At 71.4% G+C, this 13,750-nt stretch carries 11 protein-coding genes; 4 read left to right on the forward strand and 7 right to left on the reverse strand.

Annotation, left to right across the window (positions count from 1 at the left end; genetic code table 11):
* The first annotated feature begins 107 nt into the window (after nt 1-107).
* The 4 genes from DMB42_RS42920 to DMB42_RS42935 all read left to right on the forward strand — a co-directional run bounded on the left by DMB42_RS42920 (nt 108) and on the right by DMB42_RS42935 (nt 5,301).
* A complete protein-coding gene (locus tag DMB42_RS42920) occupies nt 108-1,016 on the forward strand; it encodes an SAM-dependent methyltransferase (RefSeq protein WP_125645221.1) in 909 nt (302 codons plus the stop codon).
* 155 nt (nt 1,017-1,171) lie between these two features.
* The gene (gene rph / locus DMB42_RS42925) at nt 1,172-3,784 is read left to right on the forward strand and encodes a rifamycin-inactivating phosphotransferase (protein WP_125645223.1); all 2,613 of its coding nucleotides are present in this window, start codon (nt 1,172-1,174) and stop codon (nt 3,782-3,784) included.
* A 54-nt stretch (nt 3,785-3,838) separates the two neighbouring features.
* Nucleotides 3,839-4,555 carry a DUF899 family protein gene (locus tag DMB42_RS42930; RefSeq protein ID WP_125645224.1) on the forward strand — a complete coding sequence of 239 codons (717 nt, stop codon included), beginning with the start codon at nt 3,839-3,841 and terminating at the stop codon, nt 4,553-4,555.
* Between the two features lie 29 nt (nt 4,556-4,584).
* Nucleotides 4,585-5,301 (forward strand): PIG-L deacetylase family protein, encoded by a 717-nt coding sequence (locus DMB42_RS42935; RefSeq protein WP_125645226.1) that lies wholly within the window; start codon nt 4,585-4,587, stop codon nt 5,299-5,301.
* 74 nt (nt 5,302-5,375) lie between these two features.
* Here the strand turns inward: DMB42_RS42935 and DMB42_RS42940 are convergent, their stop codons facing one another.
* The 7 genes from DMB42_RS42940 to DMB42_RS42970 form a co-directional block, all read right to left on the reverse strand.
* Nucleotides 5,376-5,966 (reverse strand): Crp/Fnr family transcriptional regulator, encoded by a 591-nt coding sequence (locus tag DMB42_RS42940; RefSeq protein WP_221762608.1) that lies wholly within the window; start codon nt 5,964-5,966, stop codon nt 5,376-5,378.
* Between the two features lie 207 nt (nt 5,967-6,173).
* Nucleotides 6,174-7,364 carry an alpha/beta fold hydrolase gene (locus tag DMB42_RS42945; RefSeq protein WP_125645230.1) on the reverse strand — a complete coding sequence of 397 codons (1,191 nt, stop codon included), beginning with the start codon at nt 7,362-7,364 and terminating at the stop codon, nt 6,174-6,176.
* A 150-nt stretch (nt 7,365-7,514) separates the two neighbouring features.
* Nucleotides 7,515-8,462 carry a chlorinating enzyme gene (locus DMB42_RS42950; protein ID WP_185845163.1) on the reverse strand — a complete coding sequence of 316 codons (948 nt, stop codon included), beginning with the start codon at nt 8,460-8,462 and terminating at the stop codon, nt 7,515-7,517.
* Nucleotides 8,463-8,465: 3 nt separating this feature from the next.
* Nucleotides 8,466-10,202, reverse strand: coding sequence for an amino acid adenylation domain-containing protein (locus tag DMB42_RS42955; protein WP_125645232.1), 1,737 nt, complete (start codon nt 10,200-10,202; stop codon nt 8,466-8,468).
* A complete protein-coding gene (locus DMB42_RS42960; protein WP_125645234.1) occupies nt 10,199-11,101 on the reverse strand; it encodes a DUF6039 family protein in 903 nt (300 codons plus the stop codon). The genes DMB42_RS42955 and DMB42_RS42960 overlap by 4 nt, the downstream gene beginning before the upstream one ends.
* 78 nt (nt 11,102-11,179) lie before the next feature.
* Complete coding sequence (locus tag DMB42_RS42965) at nt 11,180-12,553, reverse strand: acyl-CoA carboxylase subunit beta (RefSeq protein WP_125645236.1); 1,374 nt, start codon at nt 12,551-12,553, stop codon at nt 11,180-11,182.
* Nucleotides 12,550-13,743 carry a cytochrome P450 gene (locus DMB42_RS42970; protein WP_125645238.1) on the reverse strand — a complete coding sequence of 398 codons (1,194 nt, stop codon included), beginning with the start codon at nt 13,741-13,743 and terminating at the stop codon, nt 12,550-12,552. The genes DMB42_RS42965 and DMB42_RS42970 overlap by 4 nt, the downstream gene beginning before the upstream one ends.
* Nucleotides 13,744-13,750: the final 7 nt, after the last annotated feature.

The following is a 13,750-nucleotide window of genomic DNA, read 5'->3' on the forward strand; positions in this document are numbered from 1 at the left end:
CGAACTCCCCTCGAAACAACCCTGCGGACGACCCCTCGGACGGTCCTTCGAACCGTCCGGCGTGTCGCCCGCTGTAAGGCTGCAGAAGTGAGCGGACAGGAGAGCAGATGACGCAGACTCGGGACCTCGGTGTCGAAAGTGGGGTCGGTGTGACGGCCCTGATGGTCGCCGCCGCGAGGGCGATCGAGACCCACCGGCCCGACTCGCTGGCCGCCGACCCCTACGCCGAGCACTTCGTACGTGCCGCCGCGGCGTCGGTCGCCTGGCCGACCCGTCCGTGGGAGGTGCCCGGCGGCGACGCCGACCCGCTGTGGGGCCGGTTGGGACGGTACTTCGGGCTGCGTACCCGGGTGCTCGACGACTTCCTGCTGCACGCGGCGGCGACCGGCGTCCGGCAGGTGGTCCTGCTCGGCGCGGGGCTCGACACGCGGGCCTACCGCCTGCCCTGGCCCGCCGGGCAGGTCGTGCACGAGGTCGATCGCGGGGGCGTGCTGGCGTTCAAGGATCAGGTGCTCGGCGCGCTCGCCGGCGATCCCTGCGCCCCGGTCCCGATGGCCCCGGCGCCGCGGCGCCGGGTGGTCGCGGCCGACGTGGGCCACGACTGGGCCGGGCCGCTGATGGCCTCGGGCTTCGACCCGACCGCGCCGACCGCCTGGCTGGCGGAGGGGCTTCTGCTCTACCTGCCGCCGGAGGTCGAGCTGCGGTTGCTCCGGACGATCGACGACCTGAGCGCCGCAGGAAGCGTCCTGGCCTACGAGGTCAAGCTCGGGTTGGGAACGTTCCAATCCCGTGCCAATCCCGTCTACGCGGCGGCCAGGGAGCAGATCGGCGTCGATCTGCTGGCGTTGTTCGACAGGCGGCCGCGTCCCGACTCCATCGGCCTGCTGGGGAAACTGCGCTGGCATGTCACGGTCCGCACGCCCTACGACTTCGCCCGCTGTCACGGCCGGGGCCCGCGCCCCGAGCCCGACGACGCCCTGGCCACCAACCGCTGGGTGTTCGCCGCCAAACCCTGACAGGAACTGGGAGTTCGGAACTGCCGGGTGGTGTGGGAGGGGGCACGTACCACTCCCCTCCATTTTCACCTTATATCAGACATGCGTCCCTCATGAGGCATCGAAATGTGCCCCATACTTGCCCGTTGCGAACCGGTCCGACGAACGAGGGAGCGATGGAATTGCGCCACGTCATGGGATTCCAGCAGATCGACTCGACGAACATCGCCGACGTCGGCGGCAAGGGCGTGCACCTGGGCGAGTTGTCGCGGATCGACGGCGTCCGCGTGCCGGACGGCTTCTGCGTCACGACGGACGCCTTCCGCCAGGTCGTGGCCGCGGCGCCGTCGATCGACGCCCGGCTCGACCTGCTGGCGCGGGTCGAACCGGACGACCGCGCCGCGATCGGCACGATCAGCGCCGACGTCCGTCGTGTCATCGAGAGCGTCGAGGTGCCCGGCGAGTTGGTGGCGGCGATCGGCGAATCGCTCGCCCGGCTCGGGGAGCACGCCGCCTACGCGGTGCGTTCCAGCGCGACGGCCGAGGACCTGCCGACCGCGTCCTTCGCCGGTCAGCAGGATTCCTACCTGAACGTCACGGGCCTGGAGGCGATCCTGCGGCACGTACGGCTGTGCTGGGCCTCGCTGTTCACCGAGCGGGCGGTGACCTACCGGCGCCGCAACGGCTTCGACGACCGGAAGGTACGGATGGCGGTCGTCGTCCAGCGGATGGTGTTCCCGGACGCGGCCGGGATGCTCTTCACCGCGGACCCGGTGACCTCCAACCGGAAGATCACCACCGTGGAGGCGGGCTGGGGGCTCGGCGAGGCGCTGGTCGCGCGCCTGGCCGCCGGGGACGTCTACACGGTCCGCGACGACCGGGTCAGCACCTCGACGATCGCCACCAAGCCGCACTCCGTCCTGGCCGCGCCGGGCGGCGGCACGCGGGAGGAGCCGGTCGAGCCGGAGCGGCAGAAGCGGCCGGCTCTGACGGACGCGCAGGTCGTGCGCCTGGCGCGGCTGGGCCGGCGGATCGAAGCGTACTTCGGGCGGCCCCAGGACATCGAATGGTGCCTGGTCGGCGACGACTTCCACATCGTCCAGAGCAGGCCGATCACCACCCTGTTCCCCGTGCCCGTCACCGATGACGACGACAACCACGTCTACGTCTCGGTCGGGCACCAGCAGATGATGACCGACGCGATGAAGCCGCTCGGGCTCTCCCTGTGGCAGCTGACGACGCCGCGGCCGATGCACGAGGCGGGCGGCCGGCTGTTCGTCGACGTGGCCCCCGTCCTGGCGACGCCGTCGGGTCGCGCGCAGCTCGTCGGGACGCTGGGCAGGTCCGACCCGCTCATCCGGGACGCGCTGCAGACCGTGCTCGACCGCGGCGACTTCGTCCCCTCGTTGCCGGACGACGGTCCGGCCGCCGTACCCGGCGGGAGCCCGGCCGCGCCGATCGAGACCGATCCGGCCGTCGTCACGGAGTTGATCGAACGCGGTCAGGCGTCCCTCGCGACCCTGCGGCGCGAGATCCAGGGCCTGGACGGTACGGCGCTGCTCGACTTCGTCGTGTCCGACATCGTGGAGCTGAAGCGGGTCCTGTTCGAGCCGCGGACCCTCCAGGTGATCATGGCGGGGATGGAGGCGGCCTGGTGGATCAACGATCACATCGAGACCTGGCTGGGCGAGAAGAACGTGGCCGACGTGCTCACGCAGTCCGTCCCGCACAACGTCACCTCGGAGATGGGGCTCGCGTTGCTCGACGTCGCGGACACGATCCGGCCGTACGCGGACGTCGTGGCGTTCCTGCGGCGCGTCGCGGACGAGGGCCGGGAGGGTGACGGCTTCCTCGACGAGCTCGCCGGGCTGCCCGGCGGACCGGCGGCGCGTGACGCCATCCGCGGTTACCTCGACACGTACGGCATGCGCTGCGCGGGCGAGATCGACATCACCAGGACCCGCTGGAGCGAGCGTCCCGCCACGCTCCTGCCCGCAGTCCTCGGCAATGTCAGGAACTTCGCGCCGGGCGCCGGCGAGCAGCGCTTCGAACAGGGACGCCAGGAGTCGCTGCGGAAGGAGGAGGACCTGCTGACGCGGTTGCGCGCCCTGCCCGGCGGGGAGCGGAAGGCCGAGGAGACCAAGCGGATGATCGACCGCGTCCGCGCCTTCGCCGGATACCGCGAATACCCCAAGTACGGCATGGTCAGCCGCTACTTCGTCTACAAGCAGGCGTTGCTGCGGGAGGCCGATCGCCTCGTCCGGTCCGGCGTCCTGGGCGAGGTCGACGACATCTACTTCCTCAGGCTGGAGGAGCTGCGGGAGGTCGTCCGCACCGGCGAGGCCGACGCCGAGCTCGTGCGCGGCAGGCGGGAGGCGTACCGGTCGTACGAGGCGCTCACGCCGCCCCGGGTCCTGACGTCCGACGGCGAGGCCGTCACCGGCGACTACCGGCGGGACGACACCCCGCCCGGCGCGCTCACCGGCCTCCCGGTCTCGGCCGGGACGATCGAGGGCCGTGCCCGGGTGGTCATGGACATGGCGCGGGCCGACCTGGAGCCGGGTGACATCCTGGTCACCGCGTACACCGACCCGAGCTGGACCCCCTTGTTCGTCGCCGTCGCCGGGCTGGTGACGGAGGTGGGCGGCCTCATGACGCACGGGGCGGTGATCGCCCGTGAGTACGGCCTGCCGGCCGTCGTCGGGGTGGAGCATGCCACCCGCCTGATCCAGGACGGGCAGCGTATCCGCGTGCACGGCACCGACGGGTACGTCGAACTCCTCACCTGAGCCGCCGCGCCTCCGGCAGGGCCCCGCGCGGGCGGATTCCCGGTGGGTCCTGCCGTGAGCGCACACGCCCTACCGCCCGTCGTCGACGCCGGCACCTGGCAGCGGCAGCTCGACGAACTGCGTGCCAGGGAGAAGGCCGCCACGCGGGAGCTCGACGCCATCGCCGCCCAGCGACGCCGGCTGCCCATGGTGTGGATGCCCGACTACACCCTGCGGGGCGAGGACGGTCCGGTCCGGCTGGCGGACGTCTTCGAGGGCAGGCGGCAGTTGATCGTCTACAACCACATGTGGTTCCCGGGCAAGGAGTGGCAGTGCGCAGGCTGCACCGGGTTCACCTCGCAGTTCACCCGGCCGGACTTCCTGGACGCCTACGACGCCCGGTTCGTCGTCGTCACCCAGGGCCCGATCGACGAGGCCCTCGCCTACCGGCGGCGGGTCGGGAACAGGATGACCTGGTACTCGACGGCGGACAGCCCGTTCGGCGCCGACGTCGGCGCGCCGCCCGAGGCCGCCTTCGCCGTGAACGTGTTCCTGCGGGACGGCGACACCGTGTACCGCACCTGGCACACCGAGGCCCGGGGCACCGAGCAGCTCAGCCACACCTTCGCGCTGATCGACCTGCTGCCGTACGGGCGGCAGGAGGAGTGGCAGGACTCCCCCGAGGGCTGGCCGCGGTCGCCCGCCTACAGCCGGTGGCCCTCCTCCGAGGACATCGCGAGGCTGTACGGGCCGGACGCCGACCAGGGAATCGGCCCCGCCGAAGAGGTTTAGCGATCTCCGTGCATGTCAGGGGGTAGGGCATGACGGACGACTTACAGCCCATGCCCGATGACTGGACGAGAGCCCTGGCCGTCGTCGCCCATCCCGACGACATGGAGTTCGGCAGCGCCGGAGCCGTGGCCGCCTGGACCGGGGCCGGCAAGAAGGTCGGCTATCTCGTGCTCACCCGCGGCGAGGCGGGGATCGACTCGATGCCGCCGGATCAGGCGCGGAAGGTGCGGGAGGAGGAGCAGCACGCCAGTGCCGCCGTCGTCGGCGTCTCGCCGGTCGAGTTCCTCGATCATCCGGACGGCGGGATCGAGCACTCGCCGCGGCTCCGGCACGATCTCGTGGCCGCGCTCCGGCGGCACCGGCCCGAGCTGGTGATCACGTTCAACCATCACGACTTCACCTTCACGGGGAAGTGGAACAGCCCCGACCACCGCGTCACCGGGCGGGCCGTGCTGGACGCGGTCCTCGACGCGGGCAACCGGTGGATCCTGCCCGACGCCGGAGCCGAGCCCTGGGGCGGGGTCAAGTACGTGGCGATCGCCGGTTCCGTCCAGCCGACGCACGCGGTGGACGTGACCGGGTACGTGGACGCGGCGCTGGCCTCGGTCGAGGCGCACGCGGCGTACCTGGCGGGGCTGGGGGTGCCGCCGGGTGGGGCGCGGGTGCCGCTGGAGGGGTTCTTGAACGCCGCCGGACAGCGGTTCGGCGGGCGTCCGGCGGTTCCGTTCGAACTGATCGCCTGTTGAGGTCCGCGGGCGCGGCGAGGTCGGATGACGTCGCCGCGCCCGGGCGGGTCGCTGCGGAGGGCGGGCGGGGCCCGTCAGGTGACCTCGTCGACGTATTCGGCAAGGCGTTCCTCGTCCACGACGAGGAACGGGTCGGAGGTGGGCAGGACCAGGCCGGCGTCCTTGAATCGTTTGAGGAAGAAGCCGACCCGGGAGCGGGTGGTGCCGACCATGCCGGAGAGTTCTTCCTGGGTGATGCGTTCCTCGATGGCGCGCACATTAGGCGCGCGGCGTTTACCGATTTTCCTGGATAAACGTAGGAGGACGGAGGCGAGGCGCTGTTCGCTGTCCATCGTGACCATTGTGGCGATCACTTCCTGCTGTTCCCGCAGGCGCAGCGCGAGATAGTCGATGAACCCGTCCATGAGCTCGTTCTCGACCATCGCGGCGCGGAAGCGGGCGGCCGGGATACGGCGGACCCAGGTGGTCCGCATGGCGGTCGCCGTTTCGCTGCGTTCGGCTCCGAGCAGCGAGGACTCGCCGAAGATGTCGCCCGCGGTGAAGATCGACAGTAGGCACTCCTTGCCGCACCGGGCGTACATCTGGGTCTTGATCTGACCGCTCTCGATCACGTAGATGTTGCTGTCGCGCTGCCCGCAGTTGTAGATGTTGGCGCGCCTCGGCACGCGGATCGAGCAGGCTCCCGACGTGTCGTGCGAAATGAAGGTGCGGAGCCCGGCTCTTAATCGCGCGCCGTCGGATGACTTCATTAGCCCGCCCCTCACATTTTATGTCACGGCACCTTTGCCCCTACCCATCAATCGACTGATTAACATGGCGCACCACGATTCTCTGAGTTGACCGAGAATCGCCAGGGAGGCGGTGTTTCGGATTTATCGGACCACTGCGGAGTCAATAAAGTCGCGGGCCATATTCATCAACTCCGGGTCGTCGCCCTTGAAGAGCGAGATGTGGTCGCCGTGCGCCCTGACGTGCAGGATGGAGTCGGGCAGGGCTCCGGCCACCGCCTTGGAGCCCGCCGGGTGCGCGGTCTCGTCGTCCTGGCTGGTGACGACGAGGACGGGGCGGTCGAGGCCCGGCAGCCAGGGGCTCACGTCGGTGCTCATGATCTCGCCATTCAGGCGGCAGTAGCGGTGCAGGAGGCCGGGGGTCGCGTAGGGGTAGACCACCAGGTGCGCCAGGTCCGGAGGCACCGAGGAGAGCATCGTCTGGCAGAGCACGGGGTGGACGGCGGCGGCCCGGTCGGGGGCGGTCGCGCCCATCTCCATCAGTGCGGCCAGGTTCTGCTGGTGATGGGTACGGTCGGCGCCCGCCATGGCGGCGAAGTCGCCGTGCCAGAGGCTGAGGGAGTCCACGCGGCCGGGGTCGAGGTGCGCCGCGGCCAGGCCGACGACGGCTCCGCCGCACAGGCCCATCAGATGCGCGCGCCGCACGCCGAAGTGGTCCATGACCGCGAAAAGGTCGCCGGCCTGCGCCATCACCGCCGCGTCCGGAAGTCCACCGGCTCGGGCGCCGGGGGCGGGGGCCGGATCGTCGGCTCGGGTGCCGGGGTCAGGGCCCCGGGGTGTCTCCAGGGCGAACAGGTCGCGGGTCTCCCAGGTGATGACGTGGTGGGTGCGGGACAGGAAGCGGATCCACTGTTCGCACAGGCGGGCCGGCATGCCGCAGGCGGACACGATCACGACGGCCGGGGACGCCGGGTCGCCGGCCGTGTACGCGGGCAGCGGCGGCCCGCCGCCCGCGGGTTCGACCTCGTCGCGTACGCACAGGCCCTCGAAGCCGTCCTGCGCCGCGCCGTCCACGACCTCGTCGATGACGGCCGGCGGCAGGTCCTCCCCCATGCCGTCGCGGAGTGCGAGGTGGTCGCTGACCAGGCGTTCGAAGGTGTCGAGCGAGTTTCGGTCGTCCAGGGCGAAGTCCGGTGCGCCCAGCCGTCGGGTCACACGGCCCAAGAGGGAGGCGAGGCCGGGCGGGCCGGCCAGGCGCACCGGATGTCGCAGGACGTCCACCAGCGGCCGCGCGTCCTGTACGGCCCGGGTCAGACGTCTCAGTTCGGCGGCCACGAGATGATCACCGTATTCCGTGGGTTGTGAGAGGTCGCGACGCCGCGGCCCGTCGTGCGCGGCCGGTCGCGCCGCCCGTGGCGAGTGGTCATGAAGGCCGGCCCGGGTGAGTGGTCGTGCGGGTCAGCCTGTGGTGAGCGGTCATGGCGGTCAGCGGGTGGTGAAGGGGTGGCCGGTGGTGGTGGCGGTGGCCAGGCGGTTGCGCGCGTTGTCGTTCCGGCCGGACACCAGGACCGCGCCGTACCGGTCGAGGCTGACGCGGCCGCCGTACTCCTCGATCTCGTCGGTGTCGGGGTAGACGTCCACCTTGGTCGGTACGTACCGAGCCGCGAACCCCAGGCGCATCTCGTCGGTGAGGCCCTTGTGCGGCAGCGAGGCGTGCATGAGCGTCGACCAGAACAGGATGGCCTCGCCCGGCCGCATGACCATGGAGGCGGCCTGCGACTCGTCGGGCTTCCAGTCGGGGTCGATCTGGAGGTCGCGGTAGTCGTAGCCGAAGAAGCCGCGCCGCACGCCGTCCTTGTCCTCCTGGTTGATCTTGTTGGGGTCGTAGTGCATGCGCTTGGTCTCGTCGTAGAACATCGTCTCGTGCGTGCCGGGGATGAACTGCAGGCAGCCGGTCTCCTCGTTCGCCTCGGTGAAGGCGGTCCACACGGTGATGGTGCCGCCGAACTCCTCCGCCTGCGGCCAGACGATCTGCGGTTTGCCCGAGGCGTTGGCGAACGTGTCGGCCTGGTGCCAGTCGGTGCCCTCGTCGCCGGGGTACTTGGGGAAGAACTCGGTGCGCCAGCAGAGCACGTCCGGGCCGAGCACGCTGGCCACGCGGTCCACGATCTGCGGACGGCTGATGTGGTCGGCCAGGAAGCCGGAGTCCAGGTGCCGGTCGTAGTTGGAGATGTTGGTGTTGCCCGAGGAGGCGGCCTCGTCCTGGTAGACGGCGTTGCCGCGGTCCATGAGCCGCATACGTTCGCGCCGCCAGTTCTGGCGCATCTCGTCGATCTCGTACACCTTGAACGGCCCGAAGTACCCCTGGGTGTGGAAGGTCTTCAGCTCCTCGGGGGTCATCGCGTGCGCGCCGCGCACCGTGGTCTCGTGCATGGTCTATCCCCTCACGGTCAGTCGTTCCTCGACGCAGGAGGCCAGGCAGGCGACCGACGCCTCCTCCTCCAGTTCGCGTCCGGTCAGCTCCAGGCCGAAGCGTTCGTTCACCTGGGCGATGATGCGGGTCATCGCCAGCGAGGTGGCGCCCAGGTCGAACAGGTCCACCCGGGGTGGCACCTCGTCGCGTTCGAGCACGTCCTCGGCGATGCGCTGCACGACCTTGGCGGCCGACGATGCCTGCGCGGACCTGGCCAGAGCGGCGCGGTCCGCCTTTCCCTGCGGCGTCATGGGGATCTCCGACACGATGTGGTAGGTGGACGGGCGGGCGTGCGCCGGCAGCCGGCTCGCGGCCCGCTCGGTGAGCTGTTCGGTCAGGTCCGGCCCGGGTCCGCCGTCCGGTACGACGAAGGCCAGCAGCCGTACGTCGCCCTCTCCGTAGTCGCGGTGGGTCACCACCGCGTGGGCGACCCGCGGATGGCCCAGGAGGCACAACTCGATCTCCCTGGGCTCCAGGCGGAATCCGCGCACCTTGACCTGGTCGTCGGACCGCCCGATGTAGGCGTACTCGCCGCCGGGCAGGCGGGTGACGACGTCGCCGGAGTCGTAGCGGCGGCCGCCGTCCGGCAGGACCGCGAAGCGCTCGGCGGTCAGCTCGGGCCGGTCGAGGTAGCCGCGGGCGAGCCCGGGGCCGGAGACGTGCAGGTTGCCGGTGGTGGCCGGGCGTCCGCGCTCGTCGAGCACGTCGAGCCGGAGGTCCGGGACGGGCACGCCGATCGGGCTCAGCTCCGGGTGGTCGAGGTCGGCCTTGCGGACGCGGCGGTAGGTCACGTGGACGGTGGTCTCGGTGATGCCGTACATGTTGACGAGGTGCGGGCGGTCGTCGCCGTAGCGGGCGATCCACGGCCCGAGCAGGTCGACGTCGAGGCGCTCGCCACCGAAGACGACCTGCCGCAGCCGGTACGGCGTGGGCCGCTCCTGCCGGGCGTCGGCCGCCACCAGGTGCCGGAAGGCGGAGGGCGTCTGGTTGAGCACGGTGACGCCCTCCGCCACCAGCAGGCGGCGCAGCGCCTCCGGCGACCTGGCCACTTCGGCCGGCACGATCACCAGCCGGCCGCCGTACAGCAGCGCCCCCCAGATCTCCCACACCGAGAAGTCGAAGCTGACGGAGTGGAAGAGTGTCCAGACGTCGTCGTCGCCGAAGCCGAACCAGTGCTCGGTCCGCTCCAGGAGGCGTACGACGTTGCGGTGCTCGACCAGCACGCCCTTGGGCGCGCCGGTCGAGCCCGAGGTGTAGATGACGTAGGCCAGGTCCTCGTCGCGGGCCGTGGCGACCGGGCGGCCCTCGGGCGGCTCGGCGTCGGCGAGCACGATCCGGTCCGGCAGCACGCCGCCGAGCCGGCCGGCCACGTCCGACGTGGTGACGACCGTGCCCACGCCGCTGTCGTCCAGCAGGTACGCGATCCGCTCCGCCGGGTATGCCGGGTCGATCGGCACGTACGCGCCACCCGCCTTGAGTATCGCCAGCAGCCCTGCCGGCAGGTCGATGCCGCGTTCCGCGCAGAGCCCCACCAGTACGCCGGGACCGGTGCCCGCGGCCTGGAGCAGGCAGGCGAGCCGGTCGGACCGGGCGTCCAGGTCACCGTAGGAGATCTCCTCGGCGCCGCAGGTCACGGCGATCCGGTCGGGCGCCTTCGCGGCCCGATCGGCGAAGATCTCGTGCAGGCAGCGGCCGGTCATGTCGCGTACATCCCCCAGTGGTGCGGGGTGAGGCCGGTGTCGGTCATGCTGCCGGGCACGAACATCCTGGCCCAGGTGCCGCCGCCGCGCTCGGGCGCGATGCGTTCCTGGAAGTACAGGTCCCGCACCTTCTCGTCCTTCACGTGCAGCGCCAGGACCTTGTAGTAGGTGCTCAGCGACTTCATGTGGATGAGCCAGTGGATGCGGTCGGCCGCGCCGAAGGCCTCCTCGTAGACGAAGACGGTCGCCTCGCCGGGCAGGTTCTCGTTGATGGACTCGGCGGCCTCGCGGGCGAACGTGCGCCCCTCGGACCGGAAGTCGTAGTCGAGCTGGGCCGTGCGGTGCAGCAGCAGGCCGCAGTTGCCCGAGTGGACGAGCTGCTCGTAGGGCTGCGGCACCTGCTCGCGGGCGCCGGGCAGCCCGGTGATCTCGCCCTGCTGCTGGTAGACCGTGGACTGCTTCTCGCGTTCGCCGTCGACCTTGGTGCCGTACATGCCCCAGAACTGCGGCAGCAGCACGGTCTCGGTCATGCTGCCGTCGACGAAGATCTCGTCCCAGCCGCTGTCGGCGGTGTTGTCGCGGTACTCGCCGTCGGAGGTGCCCATGTGCACCATCTGCTCGTACGCGTGCAGCGAGCTGAGGTGGATCAGCCAGTGCAGCCGGTCCTTGGTCCCGAACGTCTCCTCGTACAGGAAGACGCTGGCGACCCCGACCTGCTTGGCGGTCACCATCTCCGCCATCATCCGGGCGAACTTGCGCCCTTTGGCGTGGGAGCCGTTCCTGACCTGTGCGGTCCGCTCGACGATCACGCCGGCCGTGGCCGAGTTGATCAGATCCGCCGCGGGCACCGAGGTCTGGTGCTCGGCGGGCGGGATGACGGGATTCGGGTTGGTCATCATTCCACTCCGTCTGTCGGACTTGTCCGTCACGCTAATGAGAGGGCCGCCGTGCTGCCTGCTCAAAAGTGAGCAGGGGCTTCACAGCGGGATGTTGGTGTGGTCGCCGCGCAGCGGCGCGGCCTTGAGCAGGGCCTCGGCGAGCCGCCGCCGGGTGCCGGCGGGCTCGATCACCTCGTCCACGACGCCGATCTCCACGGCCTTGCCGACGCCGCCGGCCTCCCGCTCGTGCTCGGCGACGAGCCGGCGGCGCAGCTCCTCGAGCCCGTCCTCCGGGCCGTCGCGCAGCTTCCTGCGGTGCAGGATGTCCACGGCCGCCTCGGCGCCCATGACGGCCACCTCGGCGGTGGGCCAGGCGAACACCGCCGAGGCGCCCAGGGCGCGGGAGTTCATGGCGACGTACGCGCCGCCGTAGGACTTGCGCAGCACCAGCGTCACCCGGGGCACGACGGCCTCGGCGAAGGCGTGCAGCAGCTTGGCGCCACGCCGGACCACGCCGTCCCACTCCTGCCGGACGCCGGGCAGGTAGCCGGGCACGTCCACGAGCACGACGAGCGGCACGCCGAGCGAGTCACACATGCGTACGAACCGGGCGGCCTTCTCGGCGGCGGCCGCGTCGAGGCAGCCGCCCTTGCGCAGGGGGTTGTTGGCGATGACGCCGACCGTCCTGCCGGTCAGCCGGCCGAGCGTGGTGACGAGGTTGGGCGCCCATTTCGGGTGCAGTTCCTCGCCGGGGCCGTCGAGCAGCCGGGCGAGGATGGGGTGCACGTCGTACGCGCGCTTGGCGCGTTCGGGCAGCAGGTCACCGAGCCCGGGGTCGGCGGCGGCCAGGCCGGGACACGGCTCGCCCTGGTCGCCGAGCAGGGTCGTGATCCGGCGGGCGGAGCCGATGGCGCCCTCGTCGTCCGGGGCGGTCAGATGGGCCAGGCCGCTGCGCCTGCTGTGTGGATCGGGGCCGCCCAGGCGTTCCATGTCGACGTCCTCGCCGGTGACCTTGCGTACGACGTCCGGGCCGGTGACGAAGACGCGCCCGTGCTCGCTCATGATCACCACGTCGGTCAGCGCCGGGCCGTAGGCCGCGCCGCCGGCGGCGGGACCGAGCACGACGGAGATCTGCGGGACGGCGCCTGAGGCCCGGACCATCGCGGCGAACACCTGGCCGACGCCGTCCAACGCGGTGACGCCCTCGCCCAGCCGCGCGCCGCCGGAGTGCCAGAGGCCGACGACGGGCACCCGCTCGCGTACCCCGAGGTCGATGGCCCCGACGATGCCGGCGCAGCCCTCGGCGCCCATCGCGCCGCCCATGCGGTCGGGGTCGGTCGCGTAGGCGACGGCCGGGCCGCCGCCGATGTCGCCCCGGGCGGCCAGCACGCCGCAGCCGTCGTCGCCCGGCCGCGGCCGTACGGTTCCGGGGTCGAAGAGCACGCGGAACCGGTCCCGCGGGTCACGGTTCATCCCCAGGTCACCGGGAGCGCGTGGACGCCGTACACGAACATGTCGGAGCGGAAGGGCACCTCGTCGAGCGGCACCGCCAGGCGCAGCCCGGGAAGCCGGTCGAACAGGACGGACCAGGCGATCTCCAGCTGGGCGCGGGCCAGGAGCTGGCCCATGCACTGGTGGATGCCGAAGCCGAAGGACAGGTGCTCCTGCCGTCCGGCGAGGTCGCCGAACCGGCCGAAGTCGAGCCGGTCGGGGTCGGCCCAGACTTCTTCGTCGCGGTTGGCCGCGGCCAGCACCACGACCACGCCCTCGCCCTGCCTGATGAGCCGGCCGCCGACCTCGACGTCGGCGGTGGCGGCGCGGCGGGCGCCGTAGTCGATGACGGTCTGGTGGCGGATGACCTCCTCGATGGCGGCGGGCAGCGCCTCGGGCCGTTCGCGCAGCTCGGCCAGGCGGTCGGGGTTCTCCAGCAGCGCCACGGTGCCGACGCCGATCTGGTTGGCGATGGTCTCGTAGCCGGCCACCATCAGCAGCGTCGCGATGCCGACGACCTCCTCGCGGGTGACCTTGGCCGCCTCCCGGTGCGCGCCGAGACGGCTGAGCAGGTCGTCCGCGGGCTGCCGTTCGCGCTCGGCCACCAGCCGTTCCAGGTAGTCGCGCAGGTCCTGGCGGACCTTCATGCGCTGCTCGGGTTCCACGTTGCGGTCGCCGATGACCTTGGTGGTCTCGTGGAAGTAGTCGCGGTCCTCGTACGGCACCCCGAGCAGCTCGGTGATGACCTGCGACGGCAGCGGCAGGGCCAGCGCCTCGACCAGGTCCGCCGGCGGCCCCTGGGCGGCCATGTCCTCGACGAGCGTCCCGGCGATGCGCCGGATGGCCGGGCGCAGCGCCTCGACCCGCCGGCGGTTGAACTCCGGCAGCAGCAGGCGGCGCAGCCGCGAGTGGTCGGGCGGGTCCATCCTGATGAAGGTGCCCGGCCCGGGAGGTTGCGAGGTGAGCCGGGCCGGGAAGCCGGGGGTGGCGAAGTCGGAGCTGAACCGGGCGTCGCCGAGCACGGCGCGGGCGTCCTCGTACCGCGTCACCAGCCAGACCTCGCTCCGGTCGAAGTCCAGCCGCACGCGCGTGATGGGCCGCCCCGCCTGCAGCTCCCGGTACTCGGACGGCGGATCCAGCGGGCACGTCCTGGGGATGGGGTAGGAGTCCATGCCAGCA

It is taken from the genome of Nonomuraea sp. WAC 01424 (assembly GCF_003947315.1).
GTDB classification, from domain to species: Bacteria; Actinomycetota; Actinomycetes; order Streptosporangiales; family Streptosporangiaceae; genus Nonomuraea; species Nonomuraea spiralis.